Annotated in this window: 23 protein-coding genes; 9 read left to right on the top strand and 14 right to left on the bottom strand. The window is 60.9% G+C overall.

Features of this window, described 5'->3' with window-relative positions; all coding sequences use genetic code 11:
• Positions 1 to 849 precede the first annotated feature (849 nt).
• Positions 850 to 1302, top strand: a complete 453-nt coding sequence (gene tsaA, locus ACMDCM_RS16815) for a tRNA (N6-threonylcarbamoyladenosine(37)-N6)-methyltransferase TrmO (protein WP_412774618.1) — start codon at positions 850 to 852, stop codon at positions 1300 to 1302.
• A gap of 57 nt (positions 1303 to 1359) precedes the next feature.
• Here tsaA and ACMDCM_RS16810 read toward each other — a convergent pair whose 3' ends face one another.
• Positions 1360 to 2628, bottom strand: coding sequence for a hypothetical protein (locus ACMDCM_RS16810; RefSeq protein WP_412774617.1), 1269 nt, complete (start codon positions 2626 to 2628; stop codon positions 1360 to 1362).
• 349 nt (positions 2629 to 2977) lie between these two features.
• Between ACMDCM_RS16810 and ACMDCM_RS16805 the strand changes: the two genes are divergently transcribed.
• The 3 genes from ACMDCM_RS16805 to ACMDCM_RS16795 all read left to right on the top strand — a co-directional run bounded on the left by ACMDCM_RS16805 (position 2978) and on the right by ACMDCM_RS16795 (position 5215).
• Positions 2978 to 3238, top strand: a complete 261-nt coding sequence (locus tag ACMDCM_RS16805; protein WP_412774616.1) for a hypothetical protein — start codon at positions 2978 to 2980, stop codon at positions 3236 to 3238.
• Between the two features lie 535 nt (positions 3239 to 3773).
• The gene (locus ACMDCM_RS16800) at positions 3774 to 4037 is read left to right on the top strand and encodes a hypothetical protein (RefSeq protein ID WP_412774615.1); all 264 of its coding nucleotides are present in this window, start codon (positions 3774 to 3776) and stop codon (positions 4035 to 4037) included.
• A 119-nt stretch (positions 4038 to 4156) separates the two neighbouring features.
• Entirely contained in the window at positions 4157 to 5215 is a 1059-nt protein-coding gene (locus ACMDCM_RS16795; RefSeq protein WP_412774614.1) for a CobW family GTP-binding protein, read from the top strand.
• Between the two features lie 465 nt (positions 5216 to 5680).
• Here the strand turns inward: ACMDCM_RS16795 and ACMDCM_RS16790 are convergent, their stop codons facing one another.
• Positions 5681 to 5875, bottom strand: a complete 195-nt coding sequence (locus tag ACMDCM_RS16790; protein WP_412774613.1) for a hypothetical protein — start codon at positions 5873 to 5875, stop codon at positions 5681 to 5683.
• Positions 5876 to 6920: 1045 nt separating this feature from the next.
• Entirely contained in the window at positions 6921 to 7673 is a 753-nt protein-coding gene (locus ACMDCM_RS16785) for a hypothetical protein (protein WP_412774612.1), read from the bottom strand.
• A 697-nt stretch (positions 7674 to 8370) separates the two neighbouring features.
• On the opposite strand from ACMDCM_RS16785, the gene ACMDCM_RS16780 reads away from it, so the two are divergent.
• A complete protein-coding gene (locus tag ACMDCM_RS16780) occupies positions 8371 to 8778 on the top strand; it encodes a DUF59 domain-containing protein (protein WP_412774611.1) in 408 nt (135 codons plus the stop codon).
• Positions 8779 to 9339: 561 nt separating this feature from the next.
• Here the strand turns inward: ACMDCM_RS16780 and ACMDCM_RS16775 are convergent.
• From ACMDCM_RS16775 to argH, 4 genes are all read right to left on the bottom strand, one after another.
• The gene (locus tag ACMDCM_RS16775) at positions 9340 to 9987 is read right to left on the bottom strand and encodes a c-type cytochrome (protein WP_412774610.1); all 648 of its coding nucleotides are present in this window, start codon (positions 9985 to 9987) and stop codon (positions 9340 to 9342) included.
• A 271-nt stretch (positions 9988 to 10258) separates the two neighbouring features.
• Positions 10259 to 11524 (bottom strand): diaminopimelate decarboxylase, encoded by a 1266-nt coding sequence (gene lysA, locus ACMDCM_RS16770; protein ID WP_412774609.1) that lies wholly within the window; start codon positions 11522 to 11524, stop codon positions 10259 to 10261.
• A gap of 162 nt (positions 11525 to 11686) precedes the next feature.
• On the bottom strand, positions 11687 to 11992 hold the full coding sequence (gene lptM / locus ACMDCM_RS16765) for an LPS translocon maturation chaperone LptM (RefSeq protein ID WP_412774608.1): 306 nt from the start codon (positions 11990 to 11992) through the stop codon (positions 11687 to 11689).
• Between the two features lie 62 nt (positions 11993 to 12054).
• Positions 12055 to 13452, bottom strand: coding sequence for an argininosuccinate lyase (argH, locus tag ACMDCM_RS16760; protein ID WP_412774607.1), 1398 nt, complete (start codon positions 13450 to 13452; stop codon positions 12055 to 12057).
• 115 nt (positions 13453 to 13567) lie between these two features.
• Here argH and tlpA point away from each other — a divergent pair, with 115 nt between their 5' ends.
• Positions 13568 to 14251 (top strand): thiol:disulfide interchange protein TlpA, encoded by a 684-nt coding sequence (gene tlpA, locus ACMDCM_RS16755; RefSeq protein ID WP_412774606.1) that lies wholly within the window; start codon positions 13568 to 13570, stop codon positions 14249 to 14251.
• A 43-nt stretch (positions 14252 to 14294) separates the two neighbouring features.
• Here the strand turns inward: tlpA and ACMDCM_RS16750 are convergent, their stop codons facing one another.
• The 5 genes from ACMDCM_RS16750 to ACMDCM_RS16730 all read right to left on the bottom strand — a co-directional run bounded on the left by ACMDCM_RS16750 (position 14295) and on the right by ACMDCM_RS16730 (position 18065).
• Positions 14295 to 15176: a 3-hydroxybutyryl-CoA dehydrogenase gene (locus ACMDCM_RS16750; RefSeq protein ID WP_412774605.1), complete on the bottom strand. Its 882-nt coding sequence runs from the start codon at positions 15174 to 15176 to the stop codon at positions 14295 to 14297.
• A 106-nt stretch (positions 15177 to 15282) separates the two neighbouring features.
• The gene (locus ACMDCM_RS16745; protein ID WP_412774604.1) at positions 15283 to 16227 is read right to left on the bottom strand and encodes an electron transfer flavoprotein subunit alpha/FixB family protein; all 945 of its coding nucleotides are present in this window, start codon (positions 16225 to 16227) and stop codon (positions 15283 to 15285) included.
• Complete coding sequence (locus ACMDCM_RS16740; protein ID WP_412774603.1) at positions 16224 to 16976, bottom strand: electron transfer flavoprotein subunit beta/FixA family protein; 753 nt, start codon at positions 16974 to 16976, stop codon at positions 16224 to 16226. Before ACMDCM_RS16740 ends, ACMDCM_RS16745 begins: the two co-directional genes overlap by 4 nt.
• A gap of 291 nt (positions 16977 to 17267) precedes the next feature.
• A complete protein-coding gene (locus ACMDCM_RS16735) occupies positions 17268 to 17840 on the bottom strand; it encodes a cob(I)yrinic acid a,c-diamide adenosyltransferase (RefSeq protein ID WP_412774602.1) in 573 nt (190 codons plus the stop codon).
• Between the two features lie 30 nt (positions 17841 to 17870).
• Positions 17871 to 18065, bottom strand: a complete 195-nt coding sequence (locus ACMDCM_RS16730) for a twin transmembrane helix small protein (protein WP_412774601.1) — start codon at positions 18063 to 18065, stop codon at positions 17871 to 17873.
• 145 nt (positions 18066 to 18210) lie between these two features.
• Between ACMDCM_RS16730 and ACMDCM_RS16725 the strand changes: the two genes are divergently transcribed.
• Complete coding sequence (locus tag ACMDCM_RS16725) at positions 18211 to 19104, top strand: YihY/virulence factor BrkB family protein (RefSeq protein WP_412774600.1); 894 nt, start codon at positions 18211 to 18213, stop codon at positions 19102 to 19104.
• On the opposite strand, the gene ACMDCM_RS16720 is transcribed toward ACMDCM_RS16725, so the two are convergent.
• Both ACMDCM_RS16720 and gluQRS read right to left on the bottom strand, forming a co-directional pair.
• Positions 19031 to 20284 carry an ATP-binding protein gene (locus tag ACMDCM_RS16720; RefSeq protein WP_412774599.1) on the bottom strand — a complete coding sequence of 418 codons (1254 nt, stop codon included), beginning with the start codon at positions 20282 to 20284 and terminating at the stop codon, positions 19031 to 19033. The two genes, ACMDCM_RS16725 and ACMDCM_RS16720, sit on opposite strands and share 74 nt — an antisense overlap.
• Positions 20285 to 20381: 97 nt before the next feature.
• A complete protein-coding gene (gluQRS, locus tag ACMDCM_RS16715) occupies positions 20382 to 21254 on the bottom strand; it encodes a tRNA glutamyl-Q(34) synthetase GluQRS (RefSeq protein ID WP_412774598.1) in 873 nt (290 codons plus the stop codon).
• Between the two features lie 178 nt (positions 21255 to 21432).
• Here gluQRS and ACMDCM_RS16710 point away from each other — a divergent pair, with 178 nt between their 5' ends.
• On the top strand, positions 21433 to 22086 hold the full coding sequence (locus tag ACMDCM_RS16710; RefSeq protein WP_412774597.1) for a DNA-3-methyladenine glycosylase family protein: 654 nt from the start codon (positions 21433 to 21435) through the stop codon (positions 22084 to 22086).
• 139 nt (positions 22087 to 22225) lie between these two features.
• Positions 22226 to 23752 carry an ATP-binding protein gene (locus ACMDCM_RS16705; RefSeq protein ID WP_412774596.1) on the top strand — a complete coding sequence of 509 codons (1527 nt, stop codon included), beginning with the start codon at positions 22226 to 22228 and terminating at the stop codon, positions 23750 to 23752.
• Positions 23753 to 23832 lie beyond the last annotated feature (80 nt).

Below are 23832 nucleotides of genomic sequence, written 5' to 3'. Positions count from 1 at the left end.
GCCGCCAACAAAAACGCCAATCCCAGAAACCGGCGGCCAAACCGGCGGCCAATCAGGCCCTTCGACATCTTCATGCCGCTCGCGCTCCTTGTCATAAATCCGTACCAGCACCTGGCGGCCTTCGACACGACCCAACAAGCGCATTACGTACCGGCCGTTTCTTAAAGGAGTATATTTTAAGATGCAAGCGCCGTTCATGCTGCTATGCGGCAACGACCGATATTATAACGATCATGAAGACTGATTGCGTCTCCGCAGCAGCAGCAAGCGTCTCGTTGAGGTTTTTTGATTCAATGCGCGAAGGTGCGTGTCGACGATCAGATGAGATAAGTTGCGATCGCGCAATCAGCGACCGGAATCTTCTTACTCTTTCTTGACCATGTACTAAGTTCCAGGCAGCGATAACTTTGCAATACCATCATCGCAGCGAGATTACGCATGTTTTGCGCCCGAAACAGCTTTTCAGTGACATTCGCGGCTTTGTCGCGCAATCATTTGTCGAAGCGCAAACACGAGGTCCATCCCTTTGCGACCTGAGCATCTTAAAGACAGAGCCTTGAAACACGGGTTCGCGATTTCGTTTCCTGCGCTGGATCGCATGCCTCCAATGCGTGCTCGACATTCCCGTGAGCAAACAGCAAAACTCGAATTCGGTCATGAGCAATCAGCACGAGCACATCAGCACGACAAGGTCGTTCAACGCCGAGGTTCCATGTTCTCGACGCAGTTCGCGAATTTCGAGCGTCGACCCTCCATGCGCCGCGACCGGAATTAACTGACAATGGAAAGCGCGCAGGAATAATACAGGAATAATATCTTTGGCGCAGGCCTCCTCCCGGGACATCCCAAATGACGATCAGCATGCAATCGATAGCCACCGTGCGCAGCCCGTTCGCGAATGGCGTGCGAATGTCCCGTCGCGACATTGTCGCGGACATCGTCGTCCGCGAGGATCTCGCGGCGGCGCTGACCGGCATCGAGGATTGGTCACATCTGATCGTGCTGTTTTGGATGGATCAACTCGTCGGCAAGCCCGTTCCGTTAACCACGCATCCTCGGTATCGCGCCGATCTGCCCGAGGTGGGTTTGTTCTGCGCCCGCGGCCCGGAACGGCCCAATCCGATCGGGCTGGCCGTGGTCGAATTGCTGAAGCGCGACGAGAACATTCTGACTGTCAAGGCATTGGACGCCTACGACGGCACACCGGTTCTCGATATCAAACCCTACGATGCCTTCGACGCCGTCACCGGACTTCGGGCGCCGCAGTGGTGGTTGACGGCCACTGGCCGCCTGACCCCGTGAGACATCAAATCTGTTCTGCTTAGCCGCAACGCTTGTTAGACTTCGACCCTTGCGTGATCAACGTGATGGCCGACGCGTTGGCGCCGACTGACGCCATTGTCGCGACAGGCTTATCAGGCGCTCCCGGGAAATCGACGTGCCGTGATAAACGGCGCGCGACACGCTGGCCGAACCCAGCACGGCGTCCCCAAATTCGTGCCGTCGCATGAAGGGATGATGCGGCAAATAGGTTCGGACCATTTCTTTGTATTTTTCCATGTCGGACGGCGAAAGCCTGACGCGGCCGGCGCCCTCCAGCGGCTGCGAACTGACGTACTGAGCAAGCAGCGACAGTTGCTCCTCGACGTCATAAACCGAATTCGGCAGCGCGGACTCGCATCGCTCGCTCAGTACGTCCCGCAACTTGTCCTGTTCGCGCCCCAGAATTTCGTACAGGACCGCTTCGATCACACCCCATGCCTCGCGCCCCCCGTCTGCTTTAAGATTTCTGGCCACGTTGGTGAAATCGTCGATAGCAGCGAGGATCGACCCCAATGCCGCAAGCACGGGAGCGTAGCCGGCAAACACCTTGCCTCGCTGGTTCTGCCACAATTCCCCCGCTGACAGACCGAGAAACGTTTCGATTGCGTCGAAGAAGGTGGTGATGAAGTCTTGCGCCTGGTCCGGGTGCTGCTGATAGTGAGAGCCAGGCTTGGCCACCGTCGCAGCGTAGGCGTGGATCAACTGCTCGGCTCCCTCTTTGTCGAAGAATTCGATATTGGCCGTGACATGCGTCACCCCGGGCGCGTCGCGTTCGAACTGCTCCCTCGCCAATTCGGTCGACTCAAATCTTCCCAGCAAGATAAGCTTGGGCCGCGAGCCACCGGTTCGGTTGCTTCGCAGAAACTCCGCGGTGGACTCGAGAAACTGCTCGATGCCCGTCTCGCTCGACACCAGTCTGCCTTCGTCCAACGCATCCACGATCACTGGAATCCTGCCCTCGTGAAACGCGGCTACCGGATCGCTTTTATCGTCAGCCTTCAGATCGGTCAGCAAAGCGCGCAGCGATCCCGCCGAAACCGGGACCTGAGCCAGGTCGAGGATCGGCACATCGAGCGTGGCCGATAGTTGTCTCGCGAACGTGCTCTTGCCGACCGCCGCTGACGCCTCGATAAAAATGATCTCCTTCCCGAGATCCGACGGGCTCTCCCCCTCGATCTCCAGTACCGGCGACACGAAGGGCGTGGGCCGCTCCCCGACGAAAAGGCCTCCGGTCTGATCAGATTTCGGCCGATGGACGGGGCGGTTCAGCACGTTGATGAGTGCGCTCAGCGCGATTTCCGACATTAAATGACCTCTTCGGGCGAAGGCCGACGTTTACAATCGGGAACCCGCCGGTTCAATGGGAACGGTGTTGCGGCCTGCTGACAGGGCTCGCGCGCGATACGTTTGAAAACGGCGCGCGAGGTTCGTGGCGACGCGACACATGTCGTTTGTCATTTGCGTGTGAGAAGCTCGTCTGCGCGTGAGAAGCTGTTTTCAGAGAGGAAAGGTTCGCTCAGCCGGATGGGGACGATCGTTTGCCCGTTTCCGTCGCGGCAGCCTGTCGTTGCCGCAATGCAATATCGGCGAATCCAGCCCGTCATCATGATCTGTGGCAAAGCAATCGCAACACGATAATACGTCCGACCCGGATATGTACGCCGGCGAAAATCCGTGTCATAGTATAGATATGCTGAAGGGTTGGAAGATCAGTTCTGTAAGGCCGGGCAGAGGCGCCAGCGGCGCATTGCGCCGCGAATTCATTCTTGTCGCCATTTCCGACCAGGCCGAGGCTCTCCGAGCGGTCAAGGAATGCCTTCCCGATGCCGAAATCACCGTGGATTCAGAAGCTACTCCAGATCTTCTAGCCGAATATCAGGTCATCGAAGGCGAAATGGTTGTGCTTGCCGAGTGACCCGGATTGGTGAGGAAAGGCGCAGCATCGCCGCCGCGAAACGCGAAGACAGACCATAATATTTTATATTTCGCACCCGGCGCCGCTCGGGCATTTTGGATCGATAGCGGCGCTCGCCAGGCGATCATGGTTTTCGCATTCGGTTGCGACCGGCATCGGACGCAGAAGTCGCTCTGCCGGCACCGGCAACGAAATCTATTTTCCGGTCGACAGGGTCGGAATTTCTTCATAGCAACGTCTAAATGAGGTATCGCCGGTCGTGGGCAGCGCGGCGGCAGGACAGACAGCCTGGATTGGCAATTGCAAAGTCCGGCGCTATTCCAGCAGTTCCCGCGTGCCAGTCCGATCAGATTGCCGTAGGAACAGGCAAAGCAGTCCGTGATAAGGGCCCGCGCCAGAGACGCAGAAACCGCTGCCCAGCGCCTTTTCGCTTCCGATGGCATCAGAAGCGGGCGCTCGGATTTCGATTTGACGCGTTTTCGTCAAGCGAGCCGGTATCCGCTTCGCTCGAAAACGCTATAAGGAGAGGATAACAATGCGATACCGTACCAACCAGGGGCTGCTGATCGAAGCCGAAACGTCGGTGGATGCAATCCGCCGCCTGCGCGAATCGAGCTGGAACGAGCAAAATCTGAGCGACCGCGCATATATGGAAGCGGTCGCCGATCGCATGTTCCAGGAGGGCATTCACGTTTCGACGGTCAGCGCCGACATTTTCATCGCAGGGCTGTTAAGCGCCGGACTGCTGACGCGCGAAACCGACGATGCGCAGCCGAATGCGGCGAAGCAGGAAAACTGATCGATAATCGGGTAAAAGGCCGGCGGCACGAGCGACAGCTTGTAAGTCTGACGCCGTCCTCGCGGCAATTGATGCAAACCGGCTGGATGCCTATATAGCTGGACCAGCGGAGGAACCAAATGACTGACAAAATCCCGGTCACCGTGCTGACCGGCTATCTCGGTGCCGGCAAGACCACATTGCTCAATCGCATTCTCTCGGAGGAGCACGGCAAGAAATACGCCGTCATCGTCAACGAATTCGGCGAGATCGGCATCGACAACGACCTCGTCGTCGGCGCGGACGAAGAAGTGTTTGAGATGAACAACGGTTGCATCTGCTGCACCGTGCGCGGCGACCTCATGCGCATCCTCTCCGACCTGATGAAAAAGAACGGCAAGTTCGACGCCATCATCGTGGAGACGACAGGGCTCGCTGATCCAGCGCCGGTGGCGCAGACGTTCTTCGTCGACGAGAATGTTGGAGAGAAGACCAAGCTCGATGCGGTCGTCACCGTCACCGACGCCAAGTGGCTCAACGACAGGCTCAAGGACGCACCCGAAGCCAAGAACCAGATCGCCTTCGCAGATGTGATTCTGATCAATAAGACCGATCTGGTATCGGCCGCCGAACTCAGCGACGTCGAAGCGCGCATCCGCAGTATCAATCCTTACGCGAAGCTGCACAGGACCCAGCGGGCGCAGATCCCGCTCAACGAAATTCTGGAACGCAACGCCTTCGATCTCGACCGCATTCTCGATTTCGAACCGGCATTCCTCAAGAGCGATGACCACAGCCACGATCACGGACATGATCACGATCACGGGCATGATCATGATCATCATCATGACCACGAGCACGAGCACGCGGACCACAATGGCGGGCTCAAGCACTACCACGACGAGGAAATGCAATCGATCTCGCTCAAAACCGACAAGGCGCTCGATGCCGACAAGTTTTTCCCGTGGGTTGAGGATCTGGTGCAGAAAGAGGGTCCGAACATTTTGCGAAGCAAGGGAATCCTCGCCTTCAAGGGCGAGGATCGGCGCTTCGTGTTCCAGGGTGTGCATATGATTCTCGATGGCGACCATCAACGCCCCTGGAAAGAAGACGAGAAACGCGAAAGCCGCATCGTTTTCATCGGCCGCAATCTGCCTGAAGAGAAAATCGCCGAAGGGTTCGAGAGCTGCATCGCCTGATGGAGCGATGGCGCCGGAGCTTTTCCGCCTCTGATGAAGTCAGAGGCGGCGCTCCAGCCCACCGGTTCGCGTAAAGGAACGCGTCAAATCAAAAACATGGAGCCCCGCTTCCGACTTCATCGGAAGCGGAAAGGCTCTGTAGCGCACCCGTGGTGGTGAGCGGAGAATTACAATCGCTGCAAGCGTGACCGTCGCCGGCTCGCTTACGTCGAATGAGGCCGGGCCCGGTCCCCGCTGAAGACGCGCCGCGGTTTTCCGAAATGGGCTGCACGTCACGACCGGAAAGGCCGCGCCGCAACCCATCAATCCCAATAGTTCAGAGCGGGGATGCGTATGGAAAGTCGCTACACGCTCTTCCTCACTCCCCGCCCCACGCCGACAATCGCCACAGCGACGACGACGTCGCCAGGCAGATAGAGGCAGACACCGTTGAACTGCCTCCCGACACCTCGTGACATCCAGGCTCTACGGCTCTTCGGAAGGCCGCGAGAAAATGATGAGCAAGAACCCAACCACGGCTATCGCGGCGCCGTAATAGACCCATTCGGTGTGCCTGGTCCCGATATCTTCGGGGAAGCCGTAATAACGGAAGCCCTGTCCCATGAAGCCCAGGCCGGCGACCAGGGTGATAACTCCGACGATTCTCAATAGAGCATGCATTCTAAGGCGTTATCCCCGATGTTGATGTTGTCGAAAAGAAATCAGGCAGTGGTTCGCTATACTATGCGTCCTCGGGTTTTGCTTCAACTCCATTTGCACTTCACATCGCGGGTGCAAGCGAATCTCCGCGCAAGACCGGCAGAGCCCCGTCGGCTTCTTAATCGGCGCGAGATCTATCCACGACGCCGATTCATGACATACTGACAAGCCTCGCTCGCTGCGGCGCAGCGAAGAAGTGATAGTTCATGTGCTCGTCCTCGATGGTTTCGGGTAGGTCAACGAGGGACGGTCCGACATACGCTTAAGGGACAAGGTTGACCGGGTAGGCGTCCCGCGCATTTTTTCCGTCAGAAACGGAAAAGCCTCTGGCAGATTGTTGAAAAACCTTTCCAGTCATATTTCTAACGCCGTACCAGCGGCGATCCGGAATCCAGACATTCACCGACGATTCGTGAACCAGATTCCAGGTTTGCGCTGTCGGTGCGGCAACCGGAATGACACCGTCGAGACTTCTCAACATCCCTGCAGCAAATCGAAAGTTGCGGCGGCCTGGATCGTAATGCTCCAGAGCCCGGCTTTAGAGCGTGACCCGAAAAGTGGCGACCGCTTTTTGAACAACATCATGCTTGTTCAAAAAGATAAGTGGAGAGTTTGATTCAAGGTCGATGAACCGAAACTCTCGGTGTTCGGGGCCCGGCTTTTATGAACTCAATAATTGCCTAGCTTCATGCTGCACCGGGTAAACTCATTGCCTGCTGATGACTTTGCTTAGCCGGATATCGCGGTCGATACGCCGTGGCGTTTCAAGCGAAGTCGATGCAGGCCGATCCACATAAAACACATCAAATCAAAACTATAGAGCCTCGAAACTATAGAGCCTCTACAGCCGATTCCATCTCGAAAGCAAAAGACCTTGAACAGGGTCGTTTCAACGATAAACGTTTCAATGAATCAAACATGAATCGACCGCGGAAACGCTACCTTGTTTCCAAGGCAAGTGCGTTTTACCGCGGTCGTATAAAAATAATTCGCTCTTGGCCTATAGCTACGCGGCCGAGGCAGACTTGGCTTTAACCACCTCCGGCTTCTGAGCCGCAGGAGCTTTTACCGTAGGCACACCATTTTGGAAGCTGACTTCGACATCTCCAATACCGGCGGCCATTTCAGCCTCGAGAAGCGAGGGCTGCTTGGGAGCAGTAAACCTCTGGAATGATTCCGCCAGCGCCATGGATAGATCGATGGCGGTGCCGCGGAATGTATCCCACAACATAACCGCACCCTGGTTCGGCACAAACATTCCCTGCTTGCGCGAACTCCGATTCAGGGCGAGGCGAGAATCCCGCGCGCGCCGATGTCCGGCATGCGCATGATCGTGCTCATCCTGCGGCGCGTTGGCAGGTAGCTGCAGCACGGTGGCGGTTTGACCGCTGACGAGTTGCGTAATCTTCAGAACCTGCCCGTTCGGGAACTCCAGAGCGTCGTGCTGAACGTGGGGATTATCCACATCAACCTTCCGGAAGCTCGCAACCTTGTGATCGACACGAGCCTTTCCGGAAAACTTTATGCCGAGGAAGCTGCGGGGGCATTCATACTGAACGTTCTCGTCAAAGGCGAGTTCCGTTCCAGGCAGCAAGCAGACCGCCAGCTCGGGCGGGCTGTCATGGATCACAAGCTTGGGGCCCAGCTCACCAACGGCGGCGAAGCCGCGCACGTTTGATTTCGCAAGCTCCATCGTAACCAGTTTATCGGCGACCTTGGCAGGCCGCGAAGCTACGTGATGCAGACTGTAGTCGCACATGAAGGGCTCCTCTGGTTGGGACTACGCACTCCCCACATCAATAACAATACCCGCGATGCGAACTCGTTCCGCCGATGTTTAGTGGTCGATTAGGCGGCTGCGTATTTTAGTCCAACGATCCAACCATGCTAAATTGGTATAACTAGAATCTACCACGGCAAGAACGTTCGCGTCAACTCCATTCCGAGCAGATACCGGGGTTACTCACCACCCTGAAACGGTCTGCGCAACCGCCGGCAATCGAGGCGAATGCCCCCTTTTGCCACCGTCTTTCGGAAGCCGCAACGCCGCTAGGATTGTCCGATTTGATAGAATTGCTCCAACTGGCAAGGTCTTGATCCGCTAACGCCGCCGTGGTCGCGAGGTTGTCCTTGTCAATCCGCAACGCGGACGCCACCTTAAAATGAAAGGGTCGAAGAGGTAACAGCATCGGACGGATAGCGGCCGGCCCGCTTGCGCGTCATTTGGCGCCGCGCCCTGTGGCCGCCCGCGAGGCCGACATCGAGGCGCTCTTGTTGCGCTTGGAGAAGGCTTGCAACTGCGCTATGTACAGTAGGCACGCTGCCTAAAGCCAAAGGCTGCATTGGCGAACGCCCTTGATGACGTTCGAAACGGAATACACATCCGAATTCGGAACTTGTGTGACCACTCAGGCCAGCCTGGTGAGGATCGTTCGCCAAAGCGCAGGAGTATCAGTATGACCGACGAGGCGAACCGAGATCGACCCGAAACCGCTTACCCGGTTGAGACCGACACCGCCGATGCGACAGATCGGCCATCGAGCGTGCCGCCCGATGAAATGGCGCGCATGGGAGAGGACGTCATCGGCGCGCTCAAGACGGTCTATGATCCGGAAATTCCGGCCGACCTCTACGAGCTCGGGTTGATCTATAAAATCGTCATTGATGACGATCGCATGGTCAATATCGAGATGACGCTGACCTCGCCAAACTGTCCGTCCGCGGCGGAACTGCCCGGACAGGTCAGGAACGCGGTCACGAGCGTGTCCGGCGTGCGCGATGCCAAGGTCGCCATCGTCTGGGAGCCGGCATGGGACCCCAGCCGCATGTCGGACGAGGCCCGCACGGTGCTCAACATGTGGTGATGATCGGAAGATCACCCCGGTTTTTGAGTTCCACGAACGGCTGACGCATCGGCGGGTCGGCAACAGCCAAGTCGGCGGCAACCGCCAGGCTTATTTAGAAACAACGCCAGCTCCCGTTGCGATGCAGCAACCGACGAGACGCCAGAAGGCACGCCGCGGTTTCCGCCTGAAGGGCTGTCCTCATGCGAAGAGAGGCAGCGCCAAGGCAAAGGGTGAACTATAGCGTTTTCAAGTGGATACAGGTTCGCGTCAAGAAGACGCGTCAAAACAAAAAGCCAGAGCCCGCTTTGATTCCATCAAAGCCGAAATGGCTCTAGATCTGAGCCCGAAAAGTAGGAACCGGTTTTGGGATAGATCATGCTCATTCAAAAGAATGAGTCAGAAGTCGATTCAACGTCGTTGAAACAGACTCAACTCGTATACGACCCCCGCAGCGGCAAACGCGAGCCAGGTGCTCGCGAGTGCCGTGGGTCTAAACGTTCTCATACTCAAAACTCAGCAAGCCATCTTGCTGTTGAAGTCATGGACCTCCGCTCGGAGGCCCTCCTTGCCGTTCGAAGACTACTTCGGCAGCGGCACAGGATTCTTCGAGAGCGTGGCAAGATAGGCAACCACGTCGGCGCGCTTGTTCTCGCTCTTCAAGCCGGCGAAGCTCATGGATGTGCCCTTAACGTAAGCACGCGGATCTTCTATCCATTTGTTGAGTTCGGCGAAGGTCCATTTGCCGCCCTTGGCCTTCAAGGCCGCGGAGTATTTGAAGCCCGGCTGCGAAGCGACCGGCCGGCCCACAACGCCGTAGAGGTCAGGACCGATCTTGGGGCCCTTGCCTTCCTCGGTGTTGTGGCAAATCTGGCATTGCTTGACGAGCCCGGCGCCGCGCTCTGCGGAAGCGCTGGCAAGCGCTTTGTCGAAGGATGCCGTTTCAGCAGCCGTCGGCGCGGCGGCAGCTGCCGTGGTGGCGGTTTTATGGGCCGCTTCAGCGTGCGGTTTCTCCGGCGCGCTGAACGACTCGTCGATGATGCGTACCGTTTGCACAAACAACAATGTTCCCAGCAGCGCGCCGAGAATTGCGTTGGTCCGGTTTGAATGCACTGTATCACTCCCAGAGCTCATTACTGTAGTACTCCCAGCGGTAGAGGAGCCAAAGAAACCCGGGAATACCCCCGGACGAACCGAAAGGATCGATAGCAGCGGCAGCCCCCGGCTCATCGATCCTGAACAGCCCCACTCCAGCCCGTTTTGCGTGCCTAAGGGGAGCGGCGGGCAAACACATATCAAATAGAAGTTTGTCGCGCAACGGCTCAGCCTGACGCCTGACGCTGCATTTTGCACTGCGAATGCTGTCTTGGACAGCTACCCGCGAGCACCTCCGTGTTGCGCGAAACCGGCTCGTTGGATTATCGCGCACCGACGAAAGCGCAAAGCGCGATGCATAGTGCAGCGCACCAGCGTTCTTGACGACGCCACGGAGCGGCAAGGATCACAGCCAGGGGGCGGAGATATCCATCGCAATAAGCTGCTCGATTTCGATGCGCGGGCGGACGACGGCATACCGGTCGTCCTTGACCAACACTTCGGGGATCAGCGCGCGCGTATTGTAGGTCCCCGATTGCACTGCGCCGTAAGCGCCCGCGGTCATGATCGCGAGAAGGTCGCCGGCTTGCGGCTCCGGCAGATTGCGCCCGAGCGCCAGATAGTCTCCGGTCTCGCAGACCGGACCGACCACGTCGGCGACCATCACCGGGGCATCCTTGGGCGCCGCGCGCACAGGCATGATCTGGTGATAGGCCTCGTACAGCGTCGGGCGTATCAGATCATTCATGGCGGCGTCGATAATGACGAAATTCCGAGTGGCGCCGTGCTTCACGTAGATCACACGCGTCACCAGAATGCCGGCATTCCCGACGATCATGCGACCCGGTTCGAACATCAGCGTGCAGCCGAGATTATGGGTCACGCGCTTGACCATTTCAGCATAAGCAAGCGGCTCCGGCGGTGCAGCGCGATCCTCGTAATACGGAATGCCGAGACCGCCGCCGAAATCGACGTGGCTGATGGTATGGCCGTCGGCGCGCAACGCCGTGACGAAATCCGCGAGCAGCCGGAACGCGACTTCCATCGGGCCGAGATCGGTGATCTGGCTGCCGATGTGCATGTCGACGCCAGTGACCGAGATTCCCAGCAGCGTTGCCGCGCGGGCATAGACAGCGCGCGCTTGTGCGATCGGGATGCCGAACTTGTTCTCGGACCTGCCGGTCGAAATCTTGGCATGCGTCCCGGAATCGACATCGGGATTGATCCGCAGCGAAATGCGCGCCATGCGCCCGGTTTCAGACGCAAGCCTGGACAGCAGGTCGAGTTCTGGCTCGGATTCCACGTTGATGCAGAGAACGTCCGCATCGAGCGCTGCGCGCAATTCGGCTTCGGTCTTGCCGACACCCGAGAACAGGATCTTGCTCGGCGGAATTCCCGCCGCCAGCGCGCGCTTGAGTTCGCCGCCCGACACCACGTCCGCCCCGGCGCCGAGCTTCGCCAGCGTCCGCAGCACCGACTGATTGGAGTTGGCTTTCATGGCGTAACAGATCAGATGATCGACGCCTGCGAACGCATCGGCAAAGACGCGGTAATGCCTCTCCAAAGTCGCGCTCGAATAACAATAGAACGGTGTGCCGACAGCCTCCGACAGCGTCGAAAGATCGACGCCCTCGGCGTGAAGCACGCCGTCGCGATAATCGAAGTGGCGCATGGAACTAGCGTCCCGGATCCGAAGTTCGCCTCATTATGCAGCACCCTCCGTAGCGAACTTCGGATTCGAAAGGACACTGTTTCCAGTGGTCCTTCGATTCTAACGTTTGCAAAGACTTCTCTGCGACGGGATGCAAATGTTAGAACCGGACGACTGGCCGCCTCAGTGGCTATCGAGCAGCGGATCGAGAATAAAGGATTTCCTGGTGCCCCTGGCCGCCGCCGGATCACTGTTCATGCCGTAGGAAGGATCGAACAGGTTGCCCTTGGTCGCCGCTTCGCGGTCATGGTCATCCGCCGCCGCCGCGGCACGTGACTGCTCCGAGGCGGTCGGAGGCAGGTCAAGGCCGCCCTTGCGCCCGCAACCGGCCAGCGCCAGCATCGCTGTCGTCAGGAAAATCAGCGCCCATCTCGTGGGCACCGGGCTTGAAGTGCTGTTCACGGCGATATCCCCAATCGGCGGCACCATACAAAGAATGCCCTGTTCTGGCGAGACCCGGAAGTCCGGAAAATTCGAGACAATGTTTCGGGTCAGCCCGGCTTTTGCTCTTTTTCCAAGCGCTTGAGCCAGGCATTGGCTTGCGCGCGGACATTCTTCGGCGCGGTCCCGCCATAGCTCGTGCGGCTTTTCACGGACGCCTCGACGGACAGCATCGCAAGCGCATCGCGCGTGATGCGCGGCTCGACCGCCTGCATCGCGGACAGCGGCAACTCTTGCAGCGCGACGCCCTGCTTCGATGCGGCGGCAACGATGCGCCCGGTGACATGATGCGCATCGCGGAACGGCATCTTCAGCGTCCGCACCAGCCAGTCCGCGAGATCCGTTGCGGTGGCATAGCCCTCCCCGGCCGCGGTCTTCATCCGCGCCTCGTCCGGCACTAGGTCGGCGACCATGCCGGTCATGGCGCGGATCGCCAGCGAGAGCGCGCCGAAAGCTTCCATCGCGCCCTGCTTGTCCTCCTGCATGTCCTTTTGATAGGCCAGCGGCAAGCCCTTCATCACGATCAGCAACGCCGTGAGCGCCCCGACGACACGGCCGGTCTTGGCGCGCACCAGTTCGGCGGCGTCCGGATTGCGCTTCTGCGGCATGATCGAGGAGCCGGTGGTGAACTTGTCCGACAGTCGCACGAGGCCGACCAGCGGCGAGGTCCAGATCACGATCTCCTCGGCGAAACGCGACAGGTGGGTCGACGCGATCGCGGCGGCCGAGAGCGTCTCCAGCACGAAGTCGCGGTCGGACACCGCGTCGAGCGAATTCGCCATCGGGCGATCGAAACCGAGTCCTTTCGCGGTGGCGCCGCGATCGATCGGAAAGGATGTGCCCGCCAGCGCCGCCGCCCCCAGCGGGCTCTCGTTCAGGCGCTTGCGCGCATCGGCGAAGCGGCCGCGGTCACGCGCCGCCATCTCGACATAGGCCATCAGATGATGGCCTAAGGTCACCGGCTGCGCGGTCTGCAAATGCGTGAAGCCCGGCATCACCGTCCCGGCATGCTCCAGCGCGCGCGTCGCCAGAACGTGCTGAAAGGCCGCGAGCGCGGCGTCGGTCTCGTCGATGACGTCGCGGACATAGAGGCGGAAATCGGTCGCAACCTGATCGTTGCGCGAACGCGCCGTGTGCAACCGCCCGGCGGCGGCGCCGATCAGTTCTGCGAGCCGGCCCTCGACATTCATGTGAATGTCTTCAAGCGCCCGCTTGAAATCGAAGGAGCCCTTGCGAATCTCTGACAAAATCGTGTCTAGACCCTTGCCTATGTTTTTTGCATCATCGGCCGTAATGATGCCTTGAGCGGCAAGCATGGCAGCATGGATCTTGGACGCGGCGATGTCCTGGGCGTAGAGATGGCGATCGACGTCGATAGAGACGTTGATCTCTTCCATGATCGCGTCGGGACCTTCGCCGAACCTGCCGCCCCACATCTTGTTATTCATGCCGCGCCGCTCATTTCATACCTGCCTGATCGATCCATCTGGTTCGTTCCAGGCCATCTTTGGTTCGTTCCAGGCCGTCTAAAGCCGAAGCCTGCATACCCGCATCTTGTACAGGATGACAAACGATATGACTGAAACTACCCCCCCGCCCCGCCCCGGCCAGAGCGGACTTCCCACAGGCCCGCTGGTCGCGGTCATTATCGTCGTCGCGGTCACGGCCACGCTTCTGGGCGCGGGGCATCTCAGGTCCGCAAGGTTGGCGGCCCGCGCCAGCGTGCCCTGTGGCCCCGCTGTGGAGCTCTCCAGAAAACTCGCCCCCCACGCCATCGGCGAAGTGGCCGCCCTGACCATGGCGTCGAAGCCGCGCCAGATGCCGGACCTGGCTTTCATGGACGGCGACGGTCAGGCCAGGAAGCTTTCGGACTGGAAGGGAAAGACCGTTCTCCTGAACCTGTGGGCGACCTGGTGCGTCCCCTGCCGCAAGGAGATGCCCGCGCTGGATAAACTTGAGGGCAAGCTCGGCAGCGACAAATTCGCGGTGGTGGCCGTCAACATCGACACCCGAGATGCCGACAAGCCGAAGGCCTTCCTGAAAGAGGCCAACCTGACCCGCCTCGGCAATTTTCACGATGACAAAGCACAGGTATTTCAAAAGCTTAAAGAAATAGGCCTAGCGATAGGCATGCCGACCTCGGTTCTGATCGACGGCCGCGGCTGCGAAATCGGCAATATGGCCGGCCCCGCCGAATGGGACAGCCCTGACGCGATCCACCTGATTCAGGCATCGTTGGCGCAATAAGCGATCCGCACCGCTGCACGCGCTGCGGAAACGATGCTTGCGATCAACGCGTCGGAACCGGCTTTTCGCCCCGATAGTCGTAGAAGCCGCGCTGGCTCTTGCGGCCGAGCCATCCGGCCTCGACGTATTTCACCAGCAGCGGACAGGGCCGGTATTTGGAATCAGCGAGCCCCTCGTGCAGCACCTGCATGATCGACAGGCAGGTGTCGAGGCCGATGAAATCGGCGAGTTCGAGCGGCCCCATCGGATGGTGGGCGCCGAGTTTCATGGCGACGTCGATCGCCTCGACGTTGCCCACGCCTTCGTACAGCGTGTAGATCGCCTCGTTGATCATCGGCAGCAGAATGCGGTTGACGATGAAGGCCGGGAAATCCTCGGACACGGCAATCTGCTTGCCGAGGCTGGTAACGAACTCCTTGGCCGCATCGAAGGTCGCATCACCGGTTGCGATGCCGCGGATCAGCTCGACCAGCTCCATCAGCGGCACAGGATTCATGAAGTGAATGCCGATGAACTTCTCCGGACGGTCGGTGGACGCGGCAAGCCGCGTAATCGAGATCGACGACGTGTTCGAGGCAATGATGGCTTCGGGCTTCAGCACCGCGCACAGAGATTGAAAGATCTTGCGCTTGACCTCCTCCTTCTCGACGGCGGTCTCGATCACCAGATCGCAGTCGGCAAGCCCGTCGAGGGTTTCGGTTTGCCCGATCCTGGCAAGCGCCTTCTCACGCATATCGTCGGTGATGATCTTCTTCGACACCTGGCGCGACAGGTTGCTGTTGATGGTGGCCATGGCCGACTTCAACTGATCGGGGGAAAGATCGTTGAGGATCACGTCGAATCCGGCGAGGGCCGCCACATGCGCGATGCCGTTGCCCATCTGCCCCGAACCGATCACGCCGACTTTTCTGATCATTGCCGCCATCTTGCCATCTCACCGGGTCCCGAACCGCGCAGACGCAGTCCGTTCCATTCTTGCACAACCGCTCGCCGAAGTCCGTCGCTCCAGGCGAACATTCTTCGGATCGTCATCAGCGGCCAAGCTTACCCAGTTCTTGGGTGAGTTCGGGGACCGCCTCATACAAGTCCGCCACCAGGCCGTAATCCGCAACCTGAAAAATCGGAGCGTCCGCATCCTTGTTGATCGCGACGATCACCTTGGAATCCTTCATTCCAGCGAGGTGCTGGATCGCTCCGGAGATACCGATGGCGATGTAGAGGTCCGGCGCCACGACCTTGCCGGTCTGCCCGACCTGCCAGTCGTTCGGCGCATAGCCCGCATCCACGGCGGCGCGCGAGGCCCCGACACCGGCGCCGAGCTTGTCCGCCAGCGGTTCGATGTACTTGGCGAAGTTCGCGCTGCTTCGCATGCCGCGGCCTCCGGAGACGATGATCCTGGCCGACGCGAGTTCCGGACGATTGTTCCTGGCGACCCGCTCGCCGACGAAACTCGACAGACCCGGATCGGCGACCGCGGCGATGGCCTCCACCGGAGCATCGCCGCCATCGCCGGTCGCGGCGAAAGTGGAGGTCCGCACCGTGATGACCTTTTTGGCATCCCTGGACTTGACCGTCTGAATCGCGTTGCCGGCGTAGATCGGCCGCTCGAACGTGTCAGGCGCGACCACCTTGATGATTTCCGATATCTGCATCACATCGAGCAGCGCCGCGACACGCGGCATCACATTCTTGAAGCGTGACGTCGCCGGCGCAACGAACGCATCGTAGCCCGGCGCCAGGGAACGGATCAGCGCCGCGAAGGGCTCGGCGAGATCGTGGGCGTAGGCCGGATCGTCCGCGAGCAGCACTTTCGCGACGCCTTTCAATTTCGCGGCTTCCTCGGCGGCGCCCCCGGCCTTTTCACCCGCGACGAGCACATCGACCGGCGCGCCAAGCTGGGCGGCCGCGGTCAGCGCCTTGCCGGTGACATCCTTCAGCGCCGCGTGGTCGTGTTCGGCAATCAGCAGCGTGGTCATCGGATTACCCCGGCCTCGTTCCTGAGCCTGGACACCAGTTCGGCGACATCCTTGACCTTGACGCCCGCCTTGCGGCCCGGTGGCTCGGCCGTTCTGAGGACTTCGAGGCGCGGCGCGATATCAATGCCGTACCGGTCGGCGGCCCGTTCCACGATCGGTTTCTTCTTCGCCTTCATGATGTTCGGAAGCGTGGCATAGCGCGGCTCGTTGAGCCGCAGGTCCGTCGTCACGATCGCCGGCGCTTTCAGCCGGATGGTCTGCAAACCACCGTCAACTTCGCGCGTCACCTTGAAGTAGGCTCCGTCGACCTCAAGCTTCGACGCGAAGGTCGCCTGGGCCCATCCGAGCAGTCCCGCCAGCATCTGGCCGGTCTGGTTCGAATCATCGTCGATGGCCTGCTTACCGAGAATGATCAGACCCGGTCCCTCCTCTTCGACGATGCACTTGAGGAGCTTGGCGACCGCCAGCGGTTCAACCGGTGCGTCGGCCTTGACCAGGATACCGCGGTCAGCGCCCATGGAGAGGCCGGTACGGATGGTTTCCGCGGCTTCGGCCGGCCCGATCGACGCCAGCACGACCTCTGTCGCCTTGCCGACCTCCTTAAGACGCAATGCTTCCTCGACCGCGATTTCGTCGAAGGGATTCATCGACATCTTGAGCTTGGCGAGATCGACGCCGGACCCGTCGCCCTTGACGCGAATTTGCACGTTGAAATCGACAACCCGCTTGACCGGCACCAGAATCTTCATCGACCCTCTCTCGAACCGAGCTTTGGCTGGATCAACCGGGAGTGTGAGCTTCGGCGCGGAACCTAAAGGTCCCGTTTCCGGCGGTCAACGCGCGAAGGCCAAAAATCGCAGTCCTTATAGCGTTTTCGAGCTAAGCTTCGCCTCGGGCCTGATCCGCGAGGCTAGGCACCTGTTCGCGTCAAGAAAACGCATCAAAACAAAAACCGGATCCCCGGCTTTGATCCCATTGCGGCTTTGATCCCGTTAACGTCGTGATGGTTCCGGTCATCCCAATGACCTGCCGGCTGCCGATCATCTGTTCTGACCCGGCACCCAGAGCACATCGCCCGCGCCCCTGTCATTCATAAACCGGCTGGCCACGAACAGGAAGTCCGACAACCGGTTCATGTATTGGATCGCGGCCTCGTTGACCGGTTCGCCGGACCGCGATGCGAGTTCCACCATCATGCGCTCGGCGCGGCGACAGACGGTTCGCGCCAGATGAAGATACGCCGCGGCGGGCGTCCCTCCCGGCAGCACGAACGATGTCAGCTCAGAAAGCCCGGCATTGAGGCTGTCGATATCATTCTCCAGGCGCTCCACCTGGCTGGACAACACGCGCAAGCGTTCGGCTTTGCCCTCGCGCTGGGGCACCGCAAGGTCGGCGCCCAGATCGAACAGATCGTTCTGGATGCGGCCAAGCATCCCGTCGAGATCGGGCGCGCCGGAAAGATGCAGACGGGCCACGCCCACCGCGGCGTTGGTCTCGTCGACGGTTCCATAGGCGCCGACACGGAGGTCGTATTTCGGGCGGCGCTCACCGGTGCCGAGGGCGGTCGTGCCGTCGTCGCCGGTACGCGTGTAGATTCGATTGAGAACGACCATTGGCCCCCCGGTGCCGGACCATCGATCCCGTCACTGTCCCATCACCCAGATCGTCACCATGGTGATGACGATCGCAACGAATTGCAGGAAAACCCGCATTCGCATCAGTTTCTGCGAGCGGTTGGGACTGCCGCCGCGCATCATGTTGATGAGACCCATCAGCAGCACGGTGACAACCGAAGCCACCGCGACCGGAACCAAGATCATGCTCAGAAATACTGTCATTCTTCATACATAGCACCGCAGCCACGGCTGCGCCATCGTCTGCAACGAGATTCAGCCCTGCGCAACGATCTGGCCTTTTATGTATTGATATCAGAGAGTAAAATGGCTTCGACGAAGCGCCCTTCGACCTTGACCAGGGTGAAACGTGAAACAAATCCGCTACGTCTATCTGGTCGGGACGGACGCCTTCTACACGTTTCTTGCCGACGACGGCTGGGCGATCGCAAGCCACATCGCGCTATCCACGCTGATGGCGCTCTTCCCGTTTCTGATCGTCCTGACATCACTGGCGGGCTTTTTCGGCTCCAAGCAGCTTGCCGACCAGGCGGCCGAACTGATGCTCCAGATCTGGCCGGTTCAGGTCGCCAATGCATTGTCCGGCGAAATCCATGATGTGCTGACGACGACGCGCGGCGATGCGCTGACCGTCGGCGCCCTGCTCGCGGTCTATTTCGCGTCGAACGGCGTCGAAAGCCTGAGGGTGGCGCTCAACCGCGCCTACGCGGTGGTCGAGCACCGCCGCTGGTACTGGCTGCGGCTGGAATCGATCGGCTACACGCTGGTTGCCGCGGTGACGGCGCTGGCGATGGCGTTCCTGATCGTACTCGGTCCGCTGATCATCGCCGCCGCGAAGCGCTACGTCCCGTTGATCGTCGAGTCGAATGAAAGCCTGCTCAACATCGCCCGCTACGGCATCACCGGTCTTGCGATGTTCGTCGCGCTCGTAATCCTGCACGCGTGGCTGCCGGCGGGCCGCCGATCCTTCCTTCAAATCATCCCGGGGATCGTCTTTACCATGCTGGCGTCGTTGATCTCGGGCATCGGCTTCGGTCTCTATCTTGCGCGCTTCGCCAACAACTACGTCACGATGTATGCGGGCCTGGCCTCGGTCGTCATCGCGCTGGTGTTTCTCTACTTCATCGCCGCGATCTTCGTGTTCGGCGGCGAATTGAACGCGGCCATAATCAAGTCGCGGCTGCCGCGCGGCGTTTCGCTTCAAGCAGCGCAGTCGCCAAAGCGCGCGGAGAGATCGGTTTGACCAGGAACGCATCCCCGCCGGCCGCGCGCGATGCCGCCTCGTCGTCGTTTCTGCCGGAAACGCCGATGATGGCGACCCGTCCCGGCGGCGCATCAAGAGCCCGGATCCGCCTGATCGATTCGATCCCGCTGATGCCGGGCAGCACCATGTCCATCAGCACCGCATCGAAGTCCCCTTGCGCGATGCGGCGGACGGCGTCCTCGCCTCGCCCGACGAACTCGGCCTGATGGCCGAGTTCCGTGAGAATTGCGTTGAGCACGACGCGGCCGAACGGATTGTCCTCGACGCTGAGAACCCGCAGTCCGTGCGAAGAAACCGGAGATGTGTCGGGATCGTCGCCCGGCCGGGTCACTGTCGGCCCCTCGGCCAGCGCCAGCAGCACGGTGAGGGTGAACGTGGTGCCGCCGCCGCGCCGTTGCGCCACTATGACGTCGCCGCCCATCGCGCGCGCCAGTTGCTTCACCGAGGACAGCCCGAGGCCGGCGCCGCCGAAGCGCGACGCAATCGAGACGTTGGCCTGCGAGAAGGGGCGGAACAATCGTTTGATCTCGGCAAGCGACAGGCCGATACCGCTATCGGACACCGCAAACGTCACCCCGACCCTTCCCTTCGACCGCCGCGACGCCGTGGCCTTCAGCGCCACGTCGCCCTGCTCCGTGAACTTGACGGCATTGTCGATCAGGTTCTCCAACGCCGCGCGCAGGCGAACCGGATCGCCGGTCACGAACACGGGCAGCCTATCGGAGATTTCGACCGACGAGCGCAGCCCCTTGGCGGTTGCGCGGCCGGCAAGCGAATCGCCGGCGTTGCGCGCCAGCGCGCGCAGATCGAAGAAATCCTGTCGCCCGCCTGGCGCGGATTGGCGGCTTCGCGCCGCATCGACGAACAGCGTCGCCAGACTGGCGAGGTGGTCGGCGCCGGCCTTGATGGTCTCGACCCAGCGTCGTTCGCGCTCGCCGAGATCGGAGGTGGCGAGCAGATCGCTGACGGCGAGAATTCCGGTAAGCGGCGTGCGCACCTCGTGCGCGAACGCCGCCAGCGCAGCCTCGACGATGGCGGCCGGCGATTGCACCGACGCCCGCCTGCCTTTCCGCGGCTTCGCAGGCTTCGGAGCACGCGTTTTTGCCGGCCGCTTTTTAGGCTTGTGCGGCTTGCGCGACGCACGCGATGTCGGCGCCATGATGTCCTTCCCCCAGCCCCGCGCCAGCATGCCACGGCCCAGCCGCTGGAGTCACGCGGGAGCAATTTGAATCCAAGCATTCCACGTTGCGGCAATTTCAGGGCAGGCCGATCAGTCTCCTGATTTCCTCGGCCGTGATCCCCCGGGCACGCAATTCCCGCAAGCCCGTCGCCTCCGACGACTTCGACAACTTCTTGCCGGCGCCGTCGCGGATCAGATCATGGTGGCGATAGACCGGTTGCGGCAGGCCGAGGACCGCTTGCAGCAGCCGGTGCACGGCGGTCGACCGGAACAGGTCCTGCCCGCGCACCACCTCGGTGACGCCCTGCAGGGCGTCGTCGATCACCACCGACAAATGATAGCTGGTCGGCGTGTCCTTGCGCGCGAGGATGACGTCCCCCCAGGCTTTTGGCCGCGCGACGATCTCGCCCGTCTCCCCGCCGGGGCCGGAGCCCCGCTCCGTCCATGTGAGATCGCCGGCGAGCCCGCACGCGGCGTCCATGTCCAGCCGCAGCGCGTAAGGCGCGCCGGATCGCAGCCGCCGCTCGCGTTCGACGACGGAAAGCGACTTTGCCGTGCCTGGATAGAGCGGCGCGCCGTCGGGATCGCGCGGCCAGTATCCGTCCGTTTCCCGCGCCTTCACCAAAGCCACGATCTGGGCGCGGCTCTCGAAACTCGGATAGAGCAACCCGAGCGCGGCCAACCGGTCGAGCGCCCCGCGATAATCGGCAAGATGGTCCGACTGCCTTCGCACCGGCGTTTCCCAGGCAACCCCGAGCCAGCCGAGGTCTTCGTAGATCGCAGCCTCGAATTCGGCACGGCAGCGGGTCGCGTCGATGTCCTCGACCCGCAGCAGGAAACGTCCGCCGCCTCGCCGCGCCAGTTCGGAATTCAGCAGCGCCGAATAGGCGTGGCCAAGATGCAGAAAGCCGTTCGGCGACGGCGCAAAACGGAAAACGGGTGGCAACATGACTTGATATCCATATCCCGTCATGGCCGGCCATAACCGTTTGTAGAACGGCGGCGCTGCGCGCGCCTGTGCCTGGCCATCTATCTTTCCAAGACTGTTCTTACCCAAGACTGTTTTTTCGATATGAGATGGATGCGCGGGTCAAGTCCGCGCCTGATGACCTCGAATCGAACTTCCAATGACCGTCCACCTGAAAACCCAGGCCGATCTCGACGACGCCTTGACCGCGCTGGTGCGACAGGATCCGCGGCTGAAGCCGATCCTCGAACGCACTGGCCTTCCCGCGCTGCGCCGCCGCGCGCCCGGCTTCGAAGGGCTCGCCACGATCGTCTGCGGCCAGCAACTTTCGACCGCAAGCGCGAGCGCGATCTGGGGACGGCTCAGTTCCGCCTTCGCGCCGTTCCATCACGATGCGATCCGCAAAGCGCGCGCCGACCGGCTCGGCCGGCTGGGATTGTCGGCGGCGAAGATCACCACGCTGAAACTGCTCGCGCGCGAGATCGCAGCGCGCCGCCTCAACCTCGATGTGCTCGCGAAAGAGGATGCCGACGCCGCCCATGCGGCGCTGGTCCGGTACCGCGGCATCGGACCGTGGACCGCCGACGTCTACCTGCTGTTCTGTCTCGGCCATGGCGACGCGTGGCCTGCCGGCGACGTCGCGCTCCAGGAGGCGATCAAGGTCGGCCTCGGACTGACGACGCGGCCCACGCCTAAGCAGATGGCGCCCCTCGCCGAGCCGTGGCGACCGTTGCGCGGCGCGGCGGCGCACCTGTGGTGGGCGTATTACAAGGCCATCAAGACCCGCGAGGGAGTGATCTCCGGCGCGAAATGAGTTGGCGGCGTTGATGGAGCGCATCGCTCGATTTGGTCCGCAGGACCATCGGAAAAGCGCCGGCCTCCAGGTTGGCGTTGACCGGCCGGAACCTATCACGTCCCGTTCTGTTATCCACGGCTGAGGCTATGGGGCCACGATGCCGAACACGTTAAGAAACAACAAGAGCATCAAGGACATGTTCGACAGCGAATGCCGCTTTCGGCTACTTGTCGAAGGCGTCATCGATTACGCAATCTTCATGCTGGATCCGACCGGGATCATCATCAACTGGAACACGGGCGCGGAACGCATCAAGGGTTACCGCCCGGACGAAATCATCGGCCAGCACTTCTCACGATTTTACACCGACGCCGACCGCGCAGCCGGGCGACCCGCCCGGGCGTTGCAGATTGCGAGCACCGCCGGCCATTACGACGAGGAGGGCTGGCGAGTCCGCAAGGACGGGTCGTTTTTCTGGGCAAGCGTCGTCATCGACGTCATCCGCGACGACTCGGGAGACCTCATCGGTTTTGCAAAGGTCACCCGCGACATCACGGAACGCCGCGAGGCCCAGCAGAAACTGGAACGCGTGCAGCGCCAACTCGCGGAATCCCAGAAGATGGATGCGCTCGGGCAGTTGACCGGCGGCGTCGCTCATGACTTCAATAATCTCCTGATGATCGTCAGCGGAAACGTCCAGACGTTGAAAACAAGAGTTGCGAACGATCCCAAGGCGCTGCGAGCGGTTCATGCGATCGAGGCGGCGACCCAGCGCGGTGCGGCCCTGACACGGCAGCTTCTGACATTCTCCCGCCGCCAGAACGTCAACCCTCTGCCGATCTGCATCCCCGACCGCGTGCGGTCGATCGCCGACGTTCTCAAAAGCGGTCTCGGCAGCGCGATCGCTCTCGACATCGACACGCCAGGCGACGTCTGGCCCGTAACGGTCGACACCACCGAATTCGAAACCGCCCTGCTCAACCTCGTCATCAACGCGCGTGACGCCATGACCGATGGCGGACATGTCATCGTGCGAGCACGAAACGTGCGCGCGACCGAGGACGCCGGCGACACCGTCGCGATTTCGATCGAAGACGCGGGCCACGGAATTCCCAAGGACATTCTGGCGAAGGTATTCGATCCGTTCTTCACGACCAAGCCGGTCGGGAAGGGAACCGGCCTTGGACTGTCGCAGGTCCATGGCTTTGCCCATCAGGCCGGCGGGCGCATCGACATCGACAGCGAGCTTGGCCGCGGCACCGTGGTCACCATCTATCTTCCGCGAACCGAGACGTTGGGCATCGAGAATGAGCCGCACAGCCAGCACGATGACGCCACAAACACGATCCTCCTCGTCGAAGACAATCCGGACGTTGCGAGTGCGAGCGCCGGATTGCTCGAGGAACTCGGCTACCGCGTGCGCATCACCGGCAACGCCGAGTCGGCCCTGAAGGAAATCGAGAGCGAAGGCATCGACCTGGTGTTCAGCGACATCGTGATGCCCGGAGGAATGGACGGCCTTGACCTGGCCAAAACCCTTCGCGCGACGCATCCAGATCTGCCCGTATTGCTGACGACCGGCTACAGCGAGGCGCTCGCCGGCGGGCAAACGGAGTTCCTGATTCTCCGGAAGCCCTATGCCATTCACGAACTCAGCCGGGCGCTCGCCAAGCTGTGCCACTGAGGCTCCCCGGGCCGCAACCTATCGAGAGCATTTCGAACGCAGGAAACCCGCCGGACGGACCGGCAGGTTTCTCGTGAACC

Source organism: Nitrobacter sp. (assembly GCF_047149785.1).
In the GTDB taxonomy this organism is placed as follows: Bacteria; Pseudomonadota; Alphaproteobacteria; order Rhizobiales; family Xanthobacteraceae; genus Nitrobacter.
This window is presented reverse-complemented; position numbering and strand designations above follow the sequence as displayed.

Bases quoted from the DNA above. Each gene is read 5' to 3' on its own strand.
- tsaA (WP_412774618.1), top strand. From the start codon at position 850: ATGACGATCAGCATGCAATCGATAGCCACCGTGCGCAGCCCGTTCGCG.
- ACMDCM_RS16810 (WP_412774617.1), bottom strand. From the start codon at position 2,628: ATGTCGGAAATCGCGCTGAGCGCACTCATCAACGTGCTGAACCGCCCC.
- ACMDCM_RS16805 (WP_412774616.1), top strand. From the start codon at position 2,978: ATGTACGCCGGCGAAAATCCGTGTCATAGTATAGATATGCTGAAGGGT.
- ACMDCM_RS16800 (WP_412774615.1), top strand. From the start codon at position 3,774: ATGCGATACCGTACCAACCAGGGGCTGCTGATCGAAGCCGAAACGTCG.
- ACMDCM_RS16795 (WP_412774614.1), top strand. From the start codon at position 4,157: ATGACTGACAAAATCCCGGTCACCGTGCTGACCGGCTATCTCGGTGCC.
- ACMDCM_RS16790 (WP_412774613.1), bottom strand. From the start codon at position 5,875: ATGCATGCTCTATTGAGAATCGTCGGAGTTATCACCCTGGTCGCCGGC.
- ACMDCM_RS16785 (WP_412774612.1), bottom strand. From the start codon at position 7,673: ATGTGCGACTACAGTCTGCATCACGTAGCTTCGCGGCCTGCCAAGGTC.
- ACMDCM_RS16780 (WP_412774611.1), top strand. From the start codon at position 8,371: ATGACCGACGAGGCGAACCGAGATCGACCCGAAACCGCTTACCCGGTT.
- ACMDCM_RS16775 (WP_412774610.1), bottom strand. From the start codon at position 9,987: ATGAGCCGGGGGCTGCCGCTGCTATCGATCCTTTCGGTTCGTCCGGGG.
- lysA (WP_412774609.1), bottom strand. From the start codon at position 11,524: ATGCGCCACTTCGATTATCGCGACGGCGTGCTTCACGCCGAGGGCGTC.
- lptM (WP_412774608.1), bottom strand. From the start codon at position 11,992: ATGGTGCCGCCGATTGGGGATATCGCCGTGAACAGCACTTCAAGCCCG.
- argH (WP_412774607.1), bottom strand. From the start codon at position 13,452: ATGAATAACAAGATGTGGGGCGGCAGGTTCGGCGAAGGTCCCGACGCG.
- tlpA (WP_412774606.1), top strand. From the start codon at position 13,568: ATGACAAACGATATGACTGAAACTACCCCCCCGCCCCGCCCCGGCCAG.
- ACMDCM_RS16750 (WP_412774605.1), bottom strand. From the start codon at position 15,176: ATGGCGGCAATGATCAGAAAAGTCGGCGTGATCGGTTCGGGGCAGATG.
- ACMDCM_RS16745 (WP_412774604.1), bottom strand. From the start codon at position 16,227: ATGACCACGCTGCTGATTGCCGAACACGACCACGCGGCGCTGAAGGAT.
- ACMDCM_RS16740 (WP_412774603.1), bottom strand. From the start codon at position 16,976: ATGAAGATTCTGGTGCCGGTCAAGCGGGTTGTCGATTTCAACGTGCAA.
- ACMDCM_RS16735 (WP_412774602.1), bottom strand. From the start codon at position 17,840: ATGGTCGTTCTCAATCGAATCTACACGCGTACCGGCGACGACGGCACG.
- ACMDCM_RS16730 (WP_412774601.1), bottom strand. From the start codon at position 18,065: ATGACAGTATTTCTGAGCATGATCTTGGTTCCGGTCGCGGTGGCTTCG.
- ACMDCM_RS16720 (WP_412774599.1), bottom strand. From the start codon at position 20,284: ATGGCGCCGACATCGCGTGCGTCGCGCAAGCCGCACAAGCCTAAAAAG.
- gluQRS (WP_412774598.1), bottom strand. From the start codon at position 21,254: ATGTTGCCACCCGTTTTCCGTTTTGCGCCGTCGCCGAACGGCTTTCTG.
- ACMDCM_RS16710 (WP_412774597.1), top strand. From the start codon at position 21,433: ATGACCGTCCACCTGAAAACCCAGGCCGATCTCGACGACGCCTTGACC.
- ACMDCM_RS16705 (WP_412774596.1), top strand. From the start codon at position 22,226: ATGCCGAACACGTTAAGAAACAACAAGAGCATCAAGGACATGTTCGAC.